Here is a 20,616-nt window from a genome sequence, read left to right on the forward strand (position 1 = left end):
CCAGGCCTGTCAAATAAGGGGCGTGACCTGCTCCTCGATGCCCAGGAGTGCACGCCCGTACAGTTCGCCGGCGATGGCCGGGTTGATGACCGCGTGCCGACTGCCGGTCTCCTGGTCGCGCCAGATCCGCTGCAGCGGGTTGGCCTCTGCGAAGCTGCCGGCACCCTGGATGCTCAGCAGCAGGTCGAGGGCCTCGCGCGAGCGTCGGGCGACGTAGCCGGTGTCCATCCGCACCCGGGCGCGCGTCTCGAAGGGCATGTACTCGCCGCGAGCAGCCCAGGTGTCGATATCGTCGGCGGCGCGCATCAGGTGCAGCCGTGCCGTGTCGATCAGCTGGGCCGCATCGGCCAGCTGGATCTGGGTCGACGGTGCGTCGGCGGCCCGGTCGTAGAACGTGTACGAGATGCCCTTGCCCTTGGCCAGGGAGGTGGTGACCATGTCCATCCCCGCCTGTGCCAGACCGACCTGCGGGCCCGCGAGAACCAGGGCGAGCACTGGGACCAGGGCCGACCGGTACAGGGACTCGTCCTTGTGCTCAGTGGGGTAGTCGCCCTGCACTCCCCTGGTCACGGACAGGATGCGGTGTTCCGGTACGAAGACCTCGTCGGCGACAAGGGTGTTGCTGCCCGTGCCACGCATGCCGGCCACATACCAGGTGTCCTCGATCGTGAGGTCGCTCATCGGGATGAGCGCGGCGCCCTGGTCGGTCTGCTGGCCTGAGGCGTCCACCACGGGAATGCCGACCGTGGCCCACTGGGAGTGCAGGCTCCCCGAAGCGAAGCCCCAGCGGCCGGTGACGACCAGGCCGCCTTCGACGGCCCGGCTGGTGGCGCTGGGCGCGAGCACACCGCACACCCGGGCGTCGGGGTTCTCGCCCCACACTTCCTGCTGGGCCCGCTCGGGGTACAGGGCGACCATCCAGTTGCAGACGTTGACGAGAGTCGTCACCCAGGCCGTCGACCCGCAGCCGCGGGCGAGTTCCGAGCTGACCTCCAGGAACGTCCGGAAGCCGGCCTCGTGGCCGCCGAAGCGTTTCGGCACCGTCAGCCGGAACAGGCCGGCATCGGCCAGCGCCTCGATGTTCTCCTCGGCGACCCTGCGGTCGGCTTCCGTACGGGCGGCGTTGTCCTTCAGCAGCGGGAGAAGCGCCGTTGCGGCCTCCTTCAGCGCCGCGGCGGACGCGGCGGTCTTCTGGGGCGTGGACGCGAAAGTGGTCATGAAATCCTCCGGGCGTCGTGCGGCTCAAGAGGCGGACCTCGCTTGGCGTGGTGCCGCTGATGGGATTGCACGCCTGGTTCCGCCGACTGTCTTGGGGCCAGGACCGCAGAATTCCGGCCGTCTCTTGCGCTGTCGGACCAGCGGGGCAGCCATTTGCGCCCGACGCCCAAGGCCGTCCGACCGGTTTGGCCCCCCGGCCCAATGCGAGGGCGAGGAGACGATGGGTTGACTGGGACGCAGTCCGTGTCGTCGCTACCGGGTTCCGCCACAGCCAGAACAGAGCGTGGAGTCCGCTCGCCTTGGAGGCCGCCGTGCCCACATCCGCCCCCACCGCAACAGACCAGCCCCTCACCGCGCCCGATCCGACGGCCTTCCGTCATGTCCTCGGCCACGTCCCGACCTCGGTGTGCGTGGTGAGCGCCGAGACTCCGACCGGGCCGGTGGGTGTCACGGTCGGTAGCTTCGTCTCTGTGTCGCTCGACCCACCACTGGTGGCGTTCCACGCCGGCGGGACCTCGGCCAGTGCCGAGGCGATCGTTGACGCCGGGCACTTCTGCGTGAACGTCCTGACCGAGGACCAGCAGGACGTGTGCGCCGCGTTCGCCCGACGGACGGCGGACCGGTTCGCCACCGGAAACTGGGAGTTCGCGCCAAGCACGGCCCCGCGTCTGGTCGGGGCGGCGGCCTGGATCGTGTGCGACGTGGAGGGCAGTGTTCCTGTGGGGGACCATGTGATGGTGGTGGGCCGCGTACGGGAGCTGGCAGCGGCTGACGGACAGCGCAGGCCCCTGCTCTTCCACCGCGGCCGACTGGTCCGCCTGGACCGCGCACACGGCGTGCACGCGCCCACGCACTCCTTCGGCTGGTGGGACCGGTGAATCTCCGGAACGCTCCCGGGACGGACATCGACCTTGTCACTCAGACCGCCCTGCGGGAGCGCCAAGGCCGCGACCGCGGTTGGTGGGGCCAGATGCGGGACTGCTACTGGCCCGACTCCACGGTCAACCTCAGCTGGTATCAGGGCACGGGCCCCGGATTCGTCGACGCCTCCGAAGCCATGGCGGGGCGCGGTGACGCCAGCGTGCACCGGCTGTCTCCGCCCACGGTGCAGATCGCCGGTGACCGGGCCTTCGTCGAGCTGCCCGCAGGTATCGAGGTACGGACCACCGTCGACGACGTCGCCGTCGACCTCGTCTCGTACACCCGCATCGTGCACCGCATGGAGCGTCGCGACGGCCTCTGGCGCATCCTCGGTCTGGACTGCGTCTATGAGCGCGACGGGATCAGCCCGGTCCTGCCTGGCCGGCCGGTTGCGCTCACTCCTGACGACCTCGCACCGAACCGGAGCTCCTACGCGATTCTCACCTGGCACCTGGCCCGGCGCGGCTACGAGGTCTCCGGCGATCTCATGGGCGACGACCAGCCCGAACGGGTGGCGGCCTTCTACGCCGAGACGCTGAAGTGGGTCCACGGTTGACGGAACCGGACACTCCGGTTGCGCCGCGAGCCCGGCCGGGGCCCTCGAACTCACAGGCGGGATTTGCCTGCGGTACAGGGCGAGGCGTCGCATCGTGCTGTGACGGCGGTATCCGTCGCAGGCGGCGAGACGCGTTGAACCGGGGCGGAGGCGGGTGGGGCGCGGACATCCATCGGTCCGACGCGCCCAGACCGCGCGCCGGCCTCACGCAGAGGTGGGGGCGTCGCCGGGACGCGCCGCCCGTCCGCCGTCCTCCCCGAGACGGCGGGAGATCGCACGGGCTGTCGCCCGCACCGCTGGGACGTAGCCTGCCTCTGCGAAGCCGGTACTGGGCGCTACGACCGACAACGCCGCCACCACCTCACTGCCCTCCCGCACCGGCGCGGCCACGGTGTCCAACGGCCAGGGGTGGCTCTGCCGACCGAAAGCGTGATCGCCGCGCCGTACCTCCGCGAGGGCGCGGCGCAGATCAGCCGTGGTGCAGATGTCGTCATGGCCCTGTCGGAGACGGCCCTCGCCGGGCTCGTAGGTGGCGATGGCGTGGTCCTGGACGGCCGTCGGAGCGAAGGCGAGCAGTACCAAGCCGACGCCGGTGGTGGTGAGCGGAAGGCGTCCTCCCACGCGGTAGTGGACGGGGCTGGCGTCGAGCGCTGAGAGCCGCTCGACGAGCAGTGCCTCGCCCTGCTCGCGCACGGCGAGCAGCACATGCTGTCGCGTGACGTGGAAAAGGTCTTCCATGTAGGGCATGGCCACGGATCTCAGCCCGTGGCCCCGCGGCGCCAGGGAAGCGGTCTCCAGCAGGCGCAACCCCACCACGAAGCGGCCGTCGTCGAGACGCTCGAGCGCACCTGCATGGACGAGTGACCGGGCGAGCCGCAGAGCGCTGCTGCGGGGGATGCCGCTCCGCCGGGCGAGCTCGGCGAGAGTCTGCGCACGATGGTCGGCGTCGAACGCACCGAGCAGGGCGAACGCCCGATCGATGACCGGTTGCCCCTCAGCGGGCTTCCCGCCACGACGCAGCGGAGCGCCCTCCCCGGAATTCGATGTTTCATTCATCGGCATCACGCATGCCATCCTACGGCGCCATTCCTACGTTGGTTGAGGTACGGACCCGCTATCAAGGGAGCACAGCATGACCCCCACCGGCCTCATCGATGTCCACGCCCACTTCGTCACCGAGAGCTACGTCGCGGCGGCCCGGTCCGCCGGCATCGAACACCCCGACGGAATGCCCGGCTGGCCCACGTGGAGCGTCGAACAGCACCTCGACCTCATGGACCGCTCTGGAATCGAGAAGTCCTATCTATCGGTCTCCTCCCCGGCGGTGCACTTCGGCGATGACGACGCGGCCCGCGCCCTCGCGCGCGAGGTCAACGAGTTCGGCGCCGGCGTCCGCGTCGAGCGTCCCCAGCGGTTCGGCCACTTCGCCTCCCTGCCCCTGCCCGACGTCGAGGGTGCACTCGCCGAGACCGCCCACGCCCTCGACGTACTCGGCGCGGACGGGGTCGCCGTCGAGACCAACCACCACGGTGTCTACCTCGGCGACCCCCGGTTCGAACCGCTGTGGGAGGACCTCGACCGCCGCGGAGCCGTCGTCTTCGTCCACCCCACGTCACCGCCCCACGCCGACGAACTCGCCCTCGGCCGGCCCCGGCCGATGCTGGAGTTCCTCTTCGACACCGCCCGCACCGCGAGCGACCTGCTCCTGCACGGCGTCCTGACCCGCCACCCCCGGATCCGCTGGGTGCTGACCCACGGCGGGGGAGCGCTGCCGCTGCTCGCCGACCGCATCGACATGTTCAGCGCCGTGTTCCGCGGCGGCTCCGAGGACGACGCGCCCAGCGCCCTGGAGCAGTTCGGCCGCCTCTGGTACGACATGGCCGGGACGCCCTTCCCGCGCCAGATCCCGGCCCTGGACGCCGCGTTCGGCACCGAGCGCCTCCTGTACGGCAGCGACTACTGCTGGACACCCGCCGAAGGCGCGCGCGCCCAGGTCGCGTCCGTCGACGCGGCGACGCAGCCGTCCGCCACCGACACCTGGCGGGACCTCACCACCCGTAACGCGCGGCGCCTGTTCGCCGGATGACAGCCGCCCTGAGCCGTAGCTCGAAGCCCGATGTCGTGATGACACCAGGACACCATCAAGGAGAGACATGAGCAGGTACGTCGAGCCGTCCTCGATCAACGGACGCGTGGTGGTGCGGGACGTCACCGTGGTCGACCCGTTGGATGGTCGGCGCACGCCCGGCCAGGACGCGGTGGTCGAAGGGAGCCGGATCGCGTCCGTGACGGCGACCGGTGCCCCGGTCGCGGACGCGCACCTGGTGGAGGGCCGAGGACGCTTCCTCGTCCCGGCATACATGGACATGCACATGCACGCTCTGAACACGCCGGGGGACGTCGACGGAACCTACGCTCTGATGCTCGCGAACGGCGTCGTCGGATTCCGCCAGATGTCGGGCAACAGGGCGCTGCTGAAGTCCCGCCGCGAAGGCACGTTGCCCAGGCCGACCGGTGCGCCGGCCCTGAAAGCGACCGCTGGTGACCTGCTGACCCCGCTGAACGCCAGCACGGTCGACGGCGCGGTGCAGGCCGTGCGGGAACAGCACCGGGACGGTGCCGACTTCGTCAAGGCGGGCATGACGACGCGGGAGACGTTCCTGGCAGCCCTCAAGGAGGCGAACCGGCTGGGCATCCTCCTGGGTGGCCACCTGCCGGCCGACCTCGACCCTCGTGAGGCCGCGCGTGGCGGAACGTGGTCGATCGAGCACCTCGGCCCGGGCGTCACCGTGTTCGCTGCGGCTTCCTCCAAGGAGGGTGAAGTCCGCGCGAGCAACGCAACCCGCAAGCTGCCACCGATCCCCAAGATCAAGATCCCTGGCGCAGACAAGCTGGCGATGAAGTTGATCAAGGGAATGGTGACGAATCCCGCCACCAGCACGTCCGAGCGGGAGGCGCATGCCTACAACCTCGCCGACGGCTCCTATGACCAGGAGAAGGCCGAGGAGCTGGCGGCTCTGTTCGTCGAACACACCACCTGGCAGTGCCCGACCCTGATCCGGGTCCACACCCAGCAGTTCGGTGACTCCCCCGAACACACCCAGGACCCGCGGCGCCGCTACATGGCCCCCGAGGAACTCCGCGCCTGGGACAAGTCGTCGAAGAAGTTCTCCAAGCTTCCCGAAGCCACCCGCGACGCCCTGCACAACCACTGGGCCGCGCAACTGCGGATGACCAAGACCTTCGCAGACGCCGGAGTCCCGATGGTCGCCGGGACAGACGCCTGCGGAGCCGCAGGAATCATCCCCGGGTTCTCCCTCCACGACGAGTTCGATTACCTGGCGGAAGCCGGTCTCGACCCGTTGACCATCTTGCGGATGACAACGACCGAGCCGGCGCGGTTCCTGGGCGAGGAAGGAGCTTTCGGCCGGGTCGCTCCCGGCATGCCCGCCGATCTGGTGCTCCTGGAGGAGGACCCGCTGGAGGATCACACCGCCCTGCGCAAGATCACGGGAGTGATGAGGGACGGTTCCTGGTGGTCCCGTGCCGACCTGGACGCCGTCCTGGCGCGCATCGCCGCCAAGCCCGGCGCCCACTGACGGCGCCCGAGGGCGCGCCGGTGGAGGGGCCTGCCAGGGGCCGCGCAGCGGCGTCCCATCGCCGCAGTTGCTATGTGGTGGCGGCGGAACTGTAATCGCGAGCACCTCAGGCTGGGCCCTGATTCCGGCACGTGAAGCCCGGCAGACGGCCTTGCCGGGTTTCGCGCGGAGGGTGGGGAGATGCCGGGCAAGCGTAATCCGCAGGTGGTTGGAGTTCGGCCGGCTCAGGCACAGTCCGCCCAACGAAGCTCAACTCCCGCAGGGGTCGGCCGCCGTTGTTCAACGAGGCCGACCAGCACGAGCGCCGTGCAGTGGAGGGTGGCATCAAGCGCCTCAACAGGCATCGGGCCGGGGCCAAGGGAGATGACGGGCCGTCAAGATCGCTCGAGGCTTCCACCACCGGGATCTTCCGGTGGCTGTCCGGCACGCGGCTCAGCAGTCGTGCCGCAGCTCACAGCAGCGTCCACTTCTGGTTGGATCCGCCGTTGCAGTCCCACAACACCAGTCGTGTGCCGTCAGAAGAGGAGCTCGCGGGCAGGTCCAGGCACCGTCCGGACGCCGGGTTGCGATACCCACCGTTGTAGGACTGCCAGACCTGGTTGGTTCCGCTGTTGCAGTCCCACAGGACCGTCTGGGTGCCGTTGGCCATACCCGCACCCTTGGCGTCCAGGCACTTGCCCAGCGCCCGTAGCGTGCCGTCCGCCGGGGCGGACCACCGCTGTGCGTCGGTGTTGTTGCAGGCCCACGACTGCACGGCGGTGCCGTTGTCGGACCTGCCTCCGTCGACGTCCATGCACTTGCCGGCGATCGCGGATCTCACCTGACCACCGATGGGGGCGGGTTCGCCGATCCACCCGGCAGCTTCGGCGGCCGCGATGCCATCGCGGAAGGCGGCGGACATCTTCCGGTAGCCGGCGTCATTCGGGTGCAGACCGTCGGCCAGATCGCCTGTGGTCAGACCACCCATGTCGACGTGGCGCACATGCTTGCCCGCAGCCTGCTTCGTCTGGACCATGCCGGGAATCCGCTGGTTGAACGCGCCTCTGTTCGCCTCGATCGTAGAGTTCGTGGAAACGGTCAGCGACGCGACCAGCACGGTCGCGTCAGGCGCCGTCGTCGTCACCTGGTCGATGAGCGCGCTGAGCCGGTCCGCGGCGGTAGGCACCTGATAATTCTGGCCCAGGTCGTTGGTGCCGATCATGAGGGTCACGACATTGGGCCGGTAGCGGGAGAGCGAGGCGTCCGCGATCGAGGAGATCTGGTCGATCCTCCAGCCGGAGTGGCCTTCGTTGTCGGGGTCCTGCATGGAGCCCGCCCGGGACGATCCCACGAAGTCCAGTGCGTACCCTCCGGCATTTAACTCGCTCCAGAGCGGGCCTCTGTAGCCGTTTCCGGTGCTGCTGCCGATTCCGTCGGTGATCGAGTCACCCAGCGGCATGAGGCGCAGGGCAGACGCCGCAGGCGCCTGCTCCGCCGCGGAGGCGGGCAGCGCGCCGCTCCAGAGCACACCTGCGGCGGTGGTCAACGCCAGGGAAAGAGTTGCGATGAACTTTTTCATCGGCCAGTCCTCACTGTGGGTTCGATTGATCCAGGTCGGTCGGCGTCCGACGCTTCCGGATCGGCGCCGGGCCGTCCATGGCCGTCACCGGCAGCAGTCGACGAGTCTGTCCTCGGTCTATCGGCCCACTGCGGCGTTGTGGAGGTCGAGCACGCTCTGCCGAACAGAACTCAGTGGCTTCATGGAGGAGGCTCCCGAAACGTCTGGTCGCCGTGGGGGCGCTGTGCCATCCGGCTGGGAGCGCTCTCTGAAGCTAGCCAGCATGCATGGTCACGTCAACGCATTGACTGCATCGGGAAATTTTAGGTCCTGTTGATGGACCTTCTTGACAGGCGCCCGTGCCAGCGGTCTTATGTGGTTGCTGTCGTCGCTCCTCAGAAGAGCTTTTGGCGTCCACACGGTAGGCGCGCACGGTTCGCGGCCCTCGTCGGGCCGGACTACGGAACCGGATTGAACAGCAAGCGTCTTCTTCCAGGTCCTCGCCGGCGAGAAGTACGTACATGACCGCCGGCCTCGCCGCCGTCTCCGCCTCCGTGCAGGCGGACGTCAGGGGCGTCGAAGCGCTGACCGTCCGGGCCGCGGACGCTGAGGACGGCAACGCCCTCGACCACACAGAACGGGCCGAGGTGACCGCGCACCGCGAAACCAGGTCCGGGTGCGATGCCCCGGCCTCTCCACCAGCGGTGTCTGCGGACGCTCACGATCTCCGCAGGCACTCCCGCGGGACCAGGTCCACCGCACACACACATAGGAGGACGCACATGATCAGACGTAGAACGTTACTCGCGGCAGCAGCGGCGATCGGTGTCACCGCGGTCGGCGGGACAGCTTCGCGGAGTCCCGCGGAGGCGACGGAGCGTACTTCGGCCGACGCGCCCGGCGCCAGGGTGCTGGGAACTGTCAACACCGATGCGGCCTTCGCCGCGCTGAACAGCGCCTTCCTCATCTCCGACGGAGGGCAGCGGTACTACAAGACGTCCCTCAACAACGCGGAGAAGGACTACTTCTGGCGTCAGGCGCTGGACATCCAAGCGGTACAGGACGTGCACGACAGCGCCCCACGTGCGGAAACCCGTGATCTGGTCACCCGACTTCTCGACACATTCCTGCAGCAGAACCGAGGTTCGGGTGGGTTGTACGACTGGAACTGGAACGAGTACAACGACGATCTGCTCTGGGCCGGACTGGCCTTCGTGAGAGGCCACAAGATCACAGGCAACCAGACCTACCTGAATCAGGCGAGGTACGCCTTCGACCGCGTCTACGACCGGGGCTGGGACAACGCCCTCGGCGGTGGCATCTGGTGGGACATCCGCAGACGCGACAAGAACGCGCTCAGCAACAGCCCGGCGGTCATCCTCGGCTGCCTGATCTACGAGTCCAACGGGGACCGCGGATATCTGGACAAGGCACGAGCGATCTTCGACTGGCTGTGGGCGAGGTTGCTCGACCGCTCGACCGGCGGTGTGTACGAGACCATGTACGCCGACGGAACTCGATCGAGCGGACAGTCGGTGTACTCGGCAGGTGCCTTCGTCGGCGCCGCTCAAGCCCTGTACCGGAACCAAGGCCAAGGAAGCCTGTTCGACGATGCCAGACGGACGGTCGACTGGGTCATCCGGGACCGCACCGCCAACGGGATCATGACCAACGGGCAACGGGAGGGCACGTGGCAGTCGGAGTTCGCCCGAGGGATGGGCGAGTTCGTCCGTGAGAACAACCTCTGGGATCAGTACTACGACTTCATGAAGCGCAACGCGGATGCGGCATGGAGCGCCCGGCGTACCGACCTCAACTTGACCTGGAACCGTTGGGACGCGCAGACACCGCGCGATGACACCAGGGCGATCGAGGCCATCGGTGCGGTGATCATGCAAGCGGTCACTCCGGTCAGCCGGCCGTAGCGACGAGCGTGTGATGGGGACCCGCTGGATGCGACGAGCCGGGTGTGGCTTCGGCATCCGGTGGGTTCACCTCTTGCTTGGTGCGATGCGCCCGAGTGCGTGGTGCACCGCCGAGTTCGAGAGGGGGCGGCCGATCACCGGGTTCGCGCCTTCGAGTGTCCTTCGCGGTCACACGGCCGACGCGTCCGTCGTGAGGGCGCGGTCGATCTGGGCAGGGGACAGGGCGTGCTCGATCGCCAGGATGCCGGCACCGATCGCGCCCGCGTTCTCGCCGATCCGGCTCGGCTCGATCCGCAGGACGTCAGTCGCCAGCGGGTTGGACCGGCGGTAGACCGCCTCGCGGACCCCCGCGAGAAGTTGGTCGTGCACGGCGGCCAGGGCGCCGCCGACGACGACCGTCTCCGGGTTGAAGAAGTTCACCAGCCCGGACAGCACCTCGCCGACCGCGCGGCCGGCCTCGCGGACCATCCGGACGGCCTCGCGATTTCCCTCCCTGACCAACTGCACGATGTCGAGGGTTCCGACAGCCTCCAGTCCCAGTTCCCGCAGCTGTTCGGCCAGTGCGGCACCTCCCGCGATTGCCTCAAGGCAGCCAGAGTTGCCGCACCGGCATGGCTCCTCCCGCTCACCGACGCGGATGTGCCCGATGTCTCCGGCCGACCCCCGCGCGCCCCGGTGGATGCGGCCGTCGGCGACGATGCCGCAGCCGATGCCAGTGCCGACCTTCAGGTACAGCAGATGCAACGTGCTGGAAAAGGCCCGGCGTTGCTCGGCCAAGGCCATTACGTTCACATCGTTGTCCACCAGTGCCCGGACACCGAACCGTTCCTCGAAGAAATCGGGAATGGGGTAGTGGTGCCAACCAGGCATGATCGGCGGATCCACCGGGCGTCCGGTCGAGAACTCCACCGGGCCAGGCACGCCGACGCCGATGGCACGCAGCGTCCGCGAGCCGTTACCGTCACCTGCTTCGAGCAGCATGCGCAGGGTCCGCTCGACGTGGCCGAGGACCGCCTCGGGTCCGTCCTCAATGGTCAACGGCTCCTCGCGGGCTACGAGCAGGGCGCCGCTGATGTCCAGCAGCCCCACCCGGCAGTGCGAGGCCCCGATGTCGACACCGGCGATGGCGTGGTCGTGGGTCCGCAGGGAGAGCCGACGCGGCGGGCGTCCGCCGGTGGAGGGTGCCTCGGAGTCCTCGTCGATGAAGCCGTGGGCGATAAGGGCGTCGACGCGCTGGGAGACGGTGGAGCGGGCGAGTCCGGTACGCCGGGCGATCTCGGCGCGCGTGACGGCGACGCCAGAACCGATCAGAGCCAACACCTCGCCGGGCGTCTGGCCGGGCGGGGTACCCGGGGCGGTGCTGTGATCCGACGACAAAGGCGACGAGAAATATGCGTTCACAGTAGCAACCTTAAGGATCGTCTCGGCTGTGGACCATACTTTGTTCGACGATCGGGCAAAGTCGAGCCTCTGGTGCTGTGAACATTTGTGCTTCAGCTGTTGACAGGACAAAGTTAGCTCGCAATCCTGCCGGACATGCTGACGATGAGCAGTGTCTCGAAGAGCTTCCTCGGGGCGAGGGTGTTACACGGGGTGTCACTCGACCTGGAACCGGGCGAGGTTCACGCCCTGGTCGGGGAGAACGGCGCGGGCAAGTCCACGTTGATGAAGGTGCTCGCCGGGGAGCACGCCCCTGACGAGGGCACCATCACCCTCGACGGCACCACCCGCGCCTTCTCGCACCCCGTACAGGCACAAGCCGCCGGAATCGCTCTCATCCATCAGGAGTTCGCCCTCCTCCCGGACCGCACCGTCGCGGAGAACGTCTTCCTCGGCCGCGAGCCGGTGCGCCGGGGGCTGGTCGACAGGCGGGCGATGGAGCGGCGCACCGCCGAGCTGCTCGCAGAGCTGGACGAAACCGGGATCGACCCCCGTATGCACATCAAGGAACTGTCGGTGGCCCGGCAGCAGACCGTGGAGATCGTCAAGGCGCTGGCCGCCTCCGAGGTCCGCGTCCTGGTCATGGACGAGCCGACCGCCCCCCTGGCCGACCACGAGGTGGAACTGCTCTATGCGCTGATCCGCCGGCTCGCCGCCCGTGGCATCGGGATTCTCTACATCAGCCACCGGCTGCGGGAGGTCTTCGACCTCTCCCAGCGCATCACCGTACTGAAGGACGGCCGCAAGGTTGCCGCCCTCACCACCGCCGAGACCACCCCCGACGAGGTGGTGCGGGCCATGGTCGGCCGTGAGCTGCGCTCCTACTACCCGCCCCGCGCCGAACCCGGAGACATCGGCGGGCCGCTCCTGACCGTCACCGACGCCGGCAACGAGCGCCTCACGGGCATCGGGCTGACCTTGCGCGCCGGCGAGGTCACCGGGGTCGCCGGCTTACAGGGCTCGGGTCGCACCTCGCTGGTGCGGGCCCTGTTCGGCGCCGCGCCCTTCACCCGCGGCCGGATGACCGTATCGGACCGGCCACTGCTGCCCAACAGTCCGCGGCAGGCGATCCGCGGTGGCATCGCACTGGTCACCGAGGACCGCAAGGCCGAGGGCCTGGCGCTGCGTCAGTCCGTACGTGACAACGCCCTGCTCGTCACCCGGGCCGTCTCCGGCGTCGGGAGACAGGACGTCGCCGGGTTGCTGGAGCGGGTCGCGCTGCGCTCCCGCGGCCTGGACCAGGAGGTGCGCTACCTCTCCGGGGGCAACCAGCAGAAGGTGGTCATCGCCAAGTGGCTCGCCGCCCGTCCCCGGGTGCTGCTGTTCGACGAACCGACCCGTGGTGTGGACGTCGGTGCGAAGTCCGCGATCCACACGCTCGTGCGCGAACTCGCCCGGGAGGGGCTCGCCGTGCTCATCGTCTCCTCCGAATTGCCTGAGCTGATCGGCATGAGCGACCGGATCCTGGTGATGGCCGACGGAGCGCTGGTGGGCGAACTGCCCGCGGGCGCCACCGAGGAGGATGTCATGCGGCTGGCGACCGGGGACACCGCCGACCGGTTCGAGGGGAGTGCCGCATGACGGCCGTACCTGGCGGGCCCGCGGCACAGGTCGCGCCCCGCAGGCCGAACCCCCTGTCCCGCATCCGCCTCGGCGACCCCGTGGTCGCCGTGTGGCTGGCCGCGCTCGCGGTCACCCTCGTCGGCTGGATCGTCGTGGCCGCGGACGGCGGCGAGTTCATGACCCGGACGACAGTCACGGGGATACTCCAGAACTCGGTCGCCCTGGGCTTGGTCGCGGTCGGCCAGTCGGTGGTGATCCTCACCGGCTCCCTCGACCTCTCCGTCGCGTACCTCGTCAGCCTCGGGGCCCTGGTGGCCGCGGAGATGATGGAGAGCGGCAGCGTCCTCACCGCGGTCCTGGTGGTCCTTGCGCTGTCCGCCGCCGTCGGCGTCGCGAACGGGCTGATCGTCACCGGGCTGAAGGTCAACGCGTTCATCGCGACGCTCGGCATGGCGTTCATCCTGCGCGGCTACATCGAGGACACCTACACCGGCCCCGCCGGCCACGTGCCCGCCTCCTTCCGGCGTCTGGGCTACGACCGCATCGGTTTCGTGCCCGTCTCCGTTCTCCTGCTGATCGCGGTCGCCGTCGTCGCCTGGCTGATCACCCGGCGCACACGCCTCGGCCACCACATGTACGCCACCGGCGGCGACGAGCACGCCGCCCGGCTGTCCGGCGTGCGCACCGGACGCACCGTCGTCCTGGCGCACGTCCTGTGCTCGCTGTGCGTCGGTGCCGCTGCCCTGTTCCTCGCCGCCCGGCTCGGCGCGGGCGCCCCCTGGGCGGGCACGGACGCACGCTACGACCTGGAGTCGATCGCCGCCGTCGTGCTCGGCGGCACGGCGCTCGCCGGCGGACGCGGCGGAGTGACCGGAACCCTCGGCGGCGTCCTGGTGCTCTCCGTGCTGGACAGCATTTTCAACCAGCTCTCCGTCGACCCGTTCTTCAAGAACGTCGTCCGCGGGGTCGTCATCATCGCCGCCGTCGCCCTCTATGCCCGGCCCCGCTCGGAACGGCCCTCCGGACGGCCGCGCCGCTCTGGCCGGGGACGGGCGAAACAGGGCGGGACGCCGGGCGTCCCGAGGCAGGAGCAGTCCGCATGACCACCACCACGACCGAGACCCACACCCCGAACACCGCCGTCCGGGCGGTCCGGCGCCTGGGCACCGGCGCCCCCGTCTACGGGCTCCTCGTCGTCCTGCTCGCCGCCCTGGCGATCACCGACCCCGGCTTCTACGACCCCGACAGTTTCCTCGCCTTCGTCAAACGCGCAGCCCCGCTGGTGATCCTCGCCGTGGGCCAGTACCTCGTCATCGTCTCCGGTGGCTTCGACCTCTCCGTCGGCGCAGTGGTGACCGCCGGAGTGGTGGCCGGAGCCGAGTTCTACGGCTCCTACCCGGACGCCCCCTGGTTGCTCGTCACCGCCGGGCTCCTGGTGGCCGGGGCGGTGGTGGGGCTGGCCAACGGGCTCATCACCACCAGGTTACGGGTGCCGTCGTTCATCACCACCCTCGGCATGATGCTGATCCTCGAAGGTGCCGTCTTCTACTGGACCGGCGGCTCACCACAGGGCGTACTGCCCCAGAGCTTCCGGGAGTTCGGGCGTGGCACCGCGGGTGGCTGGCTGCCCTGGGCGGTTCCCGCCTGCGTCCTGGTCGGCGCCGCCGCGGTGTGGCTGATGCGTTCCGACTTCGGCCGCACGCTCCTCGCCACCGGGGACAGTGAACGCGCGGCGAACCTTGCGGGCGTTCGCGTCCCCCGCGTTCGCACCCTCGCGTTCGTGCTCTCGGGCACGGCCGCCGCCCTGGCGGCGGTGCTCGTCGCGGGCTTCTCCGGTGTCTCCGCCCAGGCGGGCCGCGGCCTGGAGTTCGAGGCCATCACCGCGGTCGTGCTCGGCGGGGTCCTCCTCGGCGGCGGACGCGGATCCGTCGTGGCCGCCATGGCCGGGGCCTTCTCCCTCCAGGCGCTCTTCACACTGCTCAACCTCCAAGGCGTCTCCGGCGCGCTGGAGTCCACCGTCCAGGGCGTCATCGTCATCGCGGCCGTCGGTCTCGGAGCCACCGGGCGTCCGGGACTGAACCGCTTACGCCGTCACCGATCACAACCATCCGGAGGCACCTCCTCATGAGCCGCGCACTTCGTACCGGACGACCTGGCGGCCACGCCCGTCCAGCCGTCCCACTCGTCGCCCTTCTGACAGCGGCGCTGCTGTCGTCCTGCTCATCCGATGTGCCCCAGGACGACGCGGCGGGCGGCGCCACCGCCTCGGCGCAGTCCCAGAACAGCGGCGAGGAGTCGAAGTTCTTCGATCCGGCGGCGTACGAGCGCCAGCTCGCGCTCGCCGGGACAACACCTCAGGGCCCGGCGGACAAGCCGTGGGAGCAGATGCTGGACCCGGAGATGACCAACACGTCGAAGTACGCCAAGACGGGAGGCGCCAAGGACGTCCACCTCTGCTTCTCCAACGCCGGCGTCTTCAACCCCTGGCGGCAGGTGGGACTCAAGAGCATGAAGGCGGAGGTGGAACTGCACGACGAGATCACTAAGTTCACCGTTCTGGACGCGCAGGGCAAGGACGACAAGCAGATCTCCGACATCCAGGAGCTGTCCGGTCAGGACTGCGACGCGCTCATCGTCTCGCCCAACACCACCGCCACCCTCACCCCGGCGGTGCAGGAGGCCTGCGGCAAGCTACCGGTAATCGTGTTCGACCGGGGCGTGCAGACCGACTGCGGAGTCACCTTCATCAGTCCCATCGGCGGCTATGCCTACGGTGCCGCGGCAGCCGACTTCCTGGTCGACAAGGTGGACAAGGGCGGCAAGATCGTCGCGCTGCGCATCTCGCCCGGTGTGGACGTCCTGGAGAATCGCTGGGCCGCCGCTGAGAAGGCCTTCGACAAGGCCGGACTCGAGGTGGCCGAGGTGAAGTTCACCGACGGCGACCCCTCGAAGACCAAGTCGATCGTCGCGGACGCCCTCTCCAGGCACGGCACGATCGACGGGATCTGGATGGACTCCGGTGCCACCGCCGTCGCGGCGGTCGAGGCCTTCGAGGACGCGGGCAAGGACGTGCCACCGATCACCGGCGAGGACCAGCAGGACTTCCTCCAGGCATGGAAGGACAAGGACCTCACCGCCATCGCACCGGCTTACCCGACCTTCCAGTGGCGCACGCCCGTGATTGCCGCACTGCGCATCCTGGGCGGTAAGGAGGTTCCGAAGCAGTGGACCCTGCCCCAGCCGGTCGTGACCGAGGAAAACTTCGACCAGTACTACAAGGAGGGCATGCCGCCCCTGCACTACGGCGCCTGCGGCTGCGAGAAGCTGCCCGGCTACCCCGGTGACTGGGGTGGCAAGTGAGGCCGGCCGTGCGGCGCGAGATCGGCGCCAACCCCTGGATCTGGCATTCACCGGTCACCGGGGAGGCCCTCGCCGAGGTGCTGCCGCGCCTCGCCGGGTGGGGCTTCGACTGCGTCGAGATCCCGCTGGAACAGCCCGGCGACTGGCAGCCCGCCAACGTCGCCAAGCTCCTGGGCGACCAAGGCCTCACGCCCGCCGCGGTGCTCGCGGTGATGCCGCCGGGACGCGATCTCGTCCGCGCCGACCCCCTCGTGGTCCGCGCTGCCCAGGACTACCTACGGCAGTGCGTCGACGCGGCCGCGCGGATCGGTGCGCCGGTCGTGGCCGGCCCCGTCTACGCTGCCGTCGGCCGCACCTGGCAGATGGACGACGCCGAGCGGACAGCGGCGTACGAGCAGTGGCGGGAGAACATCGCGCCAGTCGTCGCGCACGCCGCCGAGACGGGCGTCCGGATTGCCGTCGAACCACTCAACCGGTACGAGACGAGTCTGTTCAACACCGTCGATCAGACGGTGGCAGCGATGGACGGGCTGCCCGCCCGCACCATCGGCATCGCGCTCGACACGTACCACCAGAACATCGAGGAGCGCTCACTGCCCGACGCTGTACGTCGAGCCACGGGCCGACTCCTCCACGTCCAGGTGTGCGCCAACGACCGGGGCGCACCGGGCGACGACCACCTGGACTGGCCGGGTTTCCTCGACGCCTTGGACGACGAGGGATACCAAGGGCCGCTTTGTATCGAGTCGTTCACCGCGCACAATGCGACGATCGCGGTCGCCGCCTCCGTGTGGCGGCCCCTCGCTCCCAGCCAGGACGCCCTCGCCACCCGGGGCCTGGCCTTCCTCCGGGAGGCTGAACGCCGTCCCGCCCGCCCCGCGCTCTTCAGCCCGCCGCCGGCCTGACACACCGTCCCACAGCTCGTGTCCCACGCACCTCGTCCGGATTCCCCGGGATTTCCCCCTGTCCGATCCACGACTGCAGGAGCCGCACATGAGATCAACGATGACGAGATGGGTGCTGAGCTTAGTCAGCTCCACCCTCCTCGTAACCGGCTTGGCCACACCGGCCACCGCCCATCCGGAGGGCTTCCACGTCCTCCTGTTCACCAAGACCGCGCCGGGCGCCTACCGGCACGACTCCATCCCAGCCGCCACCACGATGTTCGACCAGGTCGCCGTCGAACGCGGATGGGAACTGACCAAGAGCGAGAACGCGGCCGTCTTCAACGACGCCGACCTCGCCGAGTACGACGTGGTCGCCATGGTCCAGACCTCCGGCATGGTCTGGGAGACGGACGCCCAGCGCCAGGCCGTGCAGAAGTACGTGCACAACGGCGGCGGTATCGCGGCAGTCCACAACACGCTCGACATGGGCATCGAGAACGACTTCCCCTGGTGGGACGAACTGGTCAACGGCGGCGCCCACATGCCCGCCCACTCGCCCGGCAGTCTCCAGGGCACCGCCAAGGTCGCCGACCGGGTCCACCCCTCCACCTCGCACCTTCCCGACCGCTGGACACGCACGGAGGAGTGGTACAACTTCGACCCGAACCCGCGCGGCGATGTGCACGTACTGGTCACCGCCGATGAGACCACGTACAACCCGGGCAGCGAAGCCATGGGGCCCGACCACCCGATCTCCTGGTGCCGCGACGCCGAGGGCGGCAGCGTGTGGGCCACTGCCATGGGCCACGACGCGGCCAGCTACTCGGACCCGCAGTTCCGCAACCACGTGGTGGGCGGGGTCGAGACCGCGGGCGGCAAGGTCAAGGCGGACTGCGGCCCGACGACCTGGGGCGCCTACGAGAAGGTCCCGCTGGACGAGAACACCACAGGCCCGGCGGCACTGGACATCGCCGACGACGGCCGGGTGTTCTACGCCGAGTACGGCGGCAAGGTGAAGGTCCACAAGCCCGGCAGCGGCGATGTGGTCACCGCCGCCACGATCGACGTCTACACCGGCGGCGAGGACGGACTGACCGGCCTCGCACTGGACCCGAACTTCGCCACCAACCACTGGATCTACCTGATGTACTCGCCGGCCGGCGGCACCGAGGACATCGCCCGCGTATCGCGGTTCACCGTCAACGGCGACAGTCTCGACAAGGCCAGCGAGAAGGTCGTCATGAAGGTCCCCTCTTCACGCCAGTCACCGGAACCAGGCCACACCGGCGGTTACATCACGTTCGGGCCCAACGGCAACCTCTACATCGGCACCGGTGACGACACCGAGCCGTTCCGCTCCGACGGCTATGCCCCGATCGACGAGCGTGCGGGACGTGCCGACAACGACGTCCAGCGCACCTCGGCCAACACCAACGACCTGCGCGGCAAGATCCTCCGCATCCATCCGGAAGCCAACGGCACCTACACCGTCCCGGCAGGCAACATGTTCGCGCCGGGCACTGCGAAGACCAAGCCCGAGATCTACGTGATGGGCTTCCGTAATCCCTTCAGGTTCTCCGTCGACCCCGCTGACGGCACCCTGTACGCAGCCGACTACGGACCGGACGCCGGCTCCGACAACGCCGCCCGTGGCCCGGCGGCGATCGTCGAGTGGAACATCATCAAGCAACCCGGCTTCTACGGCTGGCCGTACTGCGTCGGCGACAACATTCCCTACCGCGACTACAACTACGCCACCGGCCAGTCCGGCCCCAACTTCAACTGTGCCGCCCCGGTCAACAACTCGCCCAACAACACCGGCCTCACCAACCTCCCGGCGGCCAAGAAGGCGGACGTCTGGTACGGCAACGGCGCCAATGGCGGGAAGTTCCCGGAGATGGGCGACGGCGGTGAGGCGCCCGCCGCCTTCCCCGTGTATCACTACGACCCCGACAACCCGTCGGAGACGAAGTTCCCGGCCTACTTCGACAGGACGCCGTTCTTCGGCGAGTGGTCGCGCAACAACCTGCACGAATTCCGGCTGGACGACGACGGGAAGCTACTCAAGATCAACGACTTCCTGCCGAACCTGAGCTTCAAGTCCCCGATGGACATGAAGTTCGGCCCGGACGGGGCGATGTACCTGCTGGAGTGGGGAAGTGGCTTCGGCCGGGACAACCCGGACGCCGGCCTCTACCGCATCGACTACAGCTCGGGTGACCGGCGTCCCCTCGCTGTGGCCACCGCGACCCCCACGTCCGGGCCCGCACCGCTGACCGTGAAGTTCTCCAGTGACGGATCGCGCGACCCGGAGGGTGGCACACTCACCTACCGCTGGGACTTCGGCGATGGTGCGACCTCCGACCAGGCATCCCCGACGCACACCTATACAGCGAAGGGGCAGTTCACCGCCCAGCTCACGGTCACCGACACCGGCGGCCGTAACGGCACCGCCAACCTCACCGTGACCTCAGGCAACACGGCGCCGACCGTGAAGCTCTCCCTGCCGAACGGCGGCATGTATGACTGGGGCGACCGGATCCCGTACACGGTGAACGTCACCGACCCGGAGGACGGCACGATCGACTGCACCAAAGTCAGAACCGTGCCCTCGCTCGGACATGACGAGCACGCGCACGACACCGACGCGATCACCGGCTGCTCGGGCACCATCGTCCCGGAGACCGACACCGGCCACGCCGACCTGAACGTGTCCTACGTCGCCTCCTCCAGCTACACGGACAAGGGCGCCTCCGGAGCGCCCGCCCTGGCCGGCAGTGCCAAGGCGGTACTCCAGCCCAAGCACAAGCAGGCCGAGTACTACACCCGGCAGTCCGGCGTCCGGGTCGTCTCACAGGGCGGCGCAGAGTCCGGGGGCCGGCTCGGCGACATCAGCAACAACGACTGGGTCTCCTACTCGCCGGTCAACTTCACCGGCATCGACAAGGTCTCGCTGCGGCTGTCCTCACCCTCCGGCGGAGGCACGGTCGAGCTGCGCGACGGCTCACCGACCGGCGCGCTGATCGCCACTGTGCCGGTTCCGAGCACGGCTGGCTGGGACAACTACCAGAGCACACCGGCGGTCGATGTCACCAAGCCCGGCGGGACGACCGAGCTCTACCTGGTCTTCAAGACCGCGCCGGCCGGCTCGTACGACATCGACTCGATGACCTTCGTCGGGAAAGGCGTCGGCCAGGGCGGCGCGTCCGTCCCGGCACAGATCACCGGCATCGGCGGAAAGTGCGTCGACGTCAACGGCCGGAGCGCGACGAATGGCGCCAAGGTCCAACTGTGGGGCTGCAACGGTGGTGACAACCAGAAGTGGCAGGCCGACGGCGCCACACTGCGGTCGATGGGCAAGTGCCTCGACGTCGACACCGGGGCCACGGCCGATGGGACGAAGGTCCAGCTGTGGGACTGTCACGGGGGCGCCAACCAGGACTGGTCCGTGCAGTCGGACGGCACCATCCGTAACCGTGGAGTCTGCCTGGACACGGCCGGTGGCAGTGGGTCGGACGGAACCCAGTTGGTCATCAACCGCTGCGACGGCCGCACGTCGCAGAAGTGGACGGTGACATGACCGGTCAGGGTTGATCAGCAGGCGCGGAAC

At 69.0% G+C, this 20,616-nt stretch carries 15 protein-coding genes; 11 read left to right on the top strand and 4 right to left on the bottom strand.

Translation table 11 applies throughout. From position 1 onward, the window contains the following. Positions 1-9 precede the first annotated feature (9 nt). Positions 10-1,218: an acyl-CoA dehydrogenase family protein gene (locus OG488_RS35495; RefSeq protein WP_329236806.1), complete on the bottom strand. Its 1,209-nt coding sequence runs from the start codon at positions 1,216-1,218 to the stop codon at positions 10-12. 311 nt (positions 1,219-1,529) lie between these two features. Between OG488_RS35495 and OG488_RS35500 the strand changes: the two genes are divergently transcribed. Both OG488_RS35500 and OG488_RS35505 read left to right on the top strand, forming a co-directional pair. Then, on the top strand, positions 1,530-2,096 hold the full coding sequence (locus tag OG488_RS35500) for a flavin reductase family protein (protein WP_329236809.1): 567 nt from the start codon (positions 1,530-1,532) through the stop codon (positions 2,094-2,096). Next, entirely contained in the window at positions 2,093-2,695 is a 603-nt protein-coding gene (locus OG488_RS35505) for a nuclear transport factor 2 family protein (RefSeq protein ID WP_329236812.1), read from the top strand. Before OG488_RS35500 ends, OG488_RS35505 begins: the two co-directional genes overlap by 4 nt. 204 nt (positions 2,696-2,899) lie before the next feature. Here the strand turns inward: OG488_RS35505 and OG488_RS35510 are convergent, their stop codons facing one another. Then, the gene (locus OG488_RS35510; protein WP_329239234.1) at positions 2,900-3,757 is read right to left on the bottom strand and encodes an IclR family transcriptional regulator; all 858 of its coding nucleotides are present in this window, start codon (positions 3,755-3,757) and stop codon (positions 2,900-2,902) included. Between the two features lie 70 nt (positions 3,758-3,827). On the opposite strand from OG488_RS35510, the gene OG488_RS35515 reads away from it, so the two are divergent. Further along, entirely contained in the window at positions 3,828-4,781 is a 954-nt protein-coding gene (locus OG488_RS35515; protein WP_329236815.1) for an amidohydrolase family protein, read from the top strand. Positions 4,782-4,848: 67 nt separating this feature from the next. Beyond that, the gene (locus OG488_RS35520) at positions 4,849-6,294 is read left to right on the top strand and encodes an amidohydrolase family protein (protein WP_329236818.1); all 1,446 of its coding nucleotides are present in this window, start codon (positions 4,849-4,851) and stop codon (positions 6,292-6,294) included. Between the two features lie 451 nt (positions 6,295-6,745). On the opposite strand, the gene OG488_RS35525 is transcribed toward OG488_RS35520, so the two are convergent. Beyond that, on the bottom strand, positions 6,746-7,852 hold the full coding sequence (locus tag OG488_RS35525) for a ricin-type beta-trefoil lectin domain protein (protein ID WP_329236821.1): 1,107 nt from the start codon (positions 7,850-7,852) through the stop codon (positions 6,746-6,748). A 761-nt stretch (positions 7,853-8,613) separates the two neighbouring features. Between OG488_RS35525 and OG488_RS35530 the strand changes: the two genes are divergently transcribed. Next, positions 8,614-9,756 carry a glycoside hydrolase family 76 protein gene (locus tag OG488_RS35530; RefSeq protein ID WP_329236824.1) on the top strand — a complete coding sequence of 381 codons (1,143 nt, stop codon included), beginning with the start codon at positions 8,614-8,616 and terminating at the stop codon, positions 9,754-9,756. A 168-nt stretch (positions 9,757-9,924) separates the two neighbouring features. Here the strand turns inward: OG488_RS35530 and OG488_RS35535 are convergent, their stop codons facing one another. Further along, positions 9,925-11,157, bottom strand: coding sequence for an ROK family transcriptional regulator (locus OG488_RS35535; RefSeq protein ID WP_329236827.1), 1,233 nt, complete (start codon positions 11,155-11,157; stop codon positions 9,925-9,927). A 135-nt stretch (positions 11,158-11,292) separates the two neighbouring features. Between OG488_RS35535 and OG488_RS35540 the strand changes: the two genes are divergently transcribed. From OG488_RS35540 to OG488_RS35565, 6 genes are all read left to right on the top strand, one after another. Next, positions 11,293-12,777 carry a sugar ABC transporter ATP-binding protein gene (locus tag OG488_RS35540; RefSeq protein ID WP_329236830.1) on the top strand — a complete coding sequence of 495 codons (1,485 nt, stop codon included), beginning with the start codon at positions 11,293-11,295 and terminating at the stop codon, positions 12,775-12,777. Then, the gene (locus tag OG488_RS35545; protein ID WP_329236833.1) at positions 12,774-13,862 is read left to right on the top strand and encodes an ABC transporter permease; all 1,089 of its coding nucleotides are present in this window, start codon (positions 12,774-12,776) and stop codon (positions 13,860-13,862) included. Before OG488_RS35540 ends, OG488_RS35545 begins: the two co-directional genes overlap by 4 nt. Then, on the top strand, positions 13,859-14,887 hold the full coding sequence (locus tag OG488_RS35550) for an ABC transporter permease (protein ID WP_329236836.1): 1,029 nt from the start codon (positions 13,859-13,861) through the stop codon (positions 14,885-14,887). Before OG488_RS35545 ends, OG488_RS35550 begins: the two co-directional genes overlap by 4 nt. Beyond that, a complete protein-coding gene (locus tag OG488_RS35555; RefSeq protein WP_329236839.1) occupies positions 14,884-16,119 on the top strand; it encodes a substrate-binding domain-containing protein in 1,236 nt (411 codons plus the stop codon). Before OG488_RS35550 ends, OG488_RS35555 begins: the two co-directional genes overlap by 4 nt. Continuing rightward, positions 16,116-17,024 (top strand): sugar phosphate isomerase/epimerase family protein, encoded by a 909-nt coding sequence (locus tag OG488_RS35560; RefSeq protein ID WP_329236842.1) that lies wholly within the window; start codon positions 16,116-16,118, stop codon positions 17,022-17,024. The genes OG488_RS35555 and OG488_RS35560 overlap by 4 nt, the downstream gene beginning before the upstream one ends. A gap of 100 nt (positions 17,025-17,124) precedes the next feature. Then, positions 17,125-20,586 carry a ThuA domain-containing protein gene (locus OG488_RS35565; protein ID WP_329239237.1) on the top strand — a complete coding sequence of 1,154 codons (3,462 nt, stop codon included), beginning with the start codon at positions 17,125-17,127 and terminating at the stop codon, positions 20,584-20,586. The last annotated feature ends 30 nt before the right edge of the window (positions 20,587-20,616 follow it).

The organism is Streptomyces sp. NBC_01460 (genome assembly GCF_036227405.1).
GTDB lineage: Bacteria > Actinomycetota > Actinomycetes > Streptomycetales > Streptomycetaceae > Streptomyces.

Coding starts and splice junctions, on each gene's coding strand:
- OG488_RS35495 (WP_329236806.1), bottom strand. CDS start 1,218: ATGACCACTTTCGCGTCCACGCCCCAGAAGACCGCCGCGTCCGCCGCG.
- OG488_RS35510 (WP_329239234.1), bottom strand. CDS start 3,757: ATGCCGATGAATGAAACATCGAATTCCGGGGAGGGCGCTCCGCTGCGT.
- OG488_RS35515 (WP_329236815.1), top strand. CDS start 3,828: ATGACCCCCACCGGCCTCATCGATGTCCACGCCCACTTCGTCACCGAG.
- OG488_RS35520 (WP_329236818.1), top strand. CDS start 4,849: ATGAGCAGGTACGTCGAGCCGTCCTCGATCAACGGACGCGTGGTGGTG.
- OG488_RS35525 (WP_329236821.1), bottom strand. CDS start 7,852: ATGAAAAAGTTCATCGCAACTCTTTCCCTGGCGTTGACCACCGCCGCA.
- OG488_RS35530 (WP_329236824.1), top strand. CDS start 8,614: ATGATCAGACGTAGAACGTTACTCGCGGCAGCAGCGGCGATCGGTGTC.
- OG488_RS35540 (WP_329236830.1), top strand. CDS start 11,293: ATGCTGACGATGAGCAGTGTCTCGAAGAGCTTCCTCGGGGCGAGGGTG.
- OG488_RS35545 (WP_329236833.1), top strand. CDS start 12,774: ATGACGGCCGTACCTGGCGGGCCCGCGGCACAGGTCGCGCCCCGCAGG.
- OG488_RS35550 (WP_329236836.1), top strand. CDS start 13,859: ATGACCACCACCACGACCGAGACCCACACCCCGAACACCGCCGTCCGG.
- OG488_RS35555 (WP_329236839.1), top strand. CDS start 14,884: ATGAGCCGCGCACTTCGTACCGGACGACCTGGCGGCCACGCCCGTCCA.
- OG488_RS35565 (WP_329239237.1), top strand. CDS start 17,125: ATGACGAGATGGGTGCTGAGCTTAGTCAGCTCCACCCTCCTCGTAACC.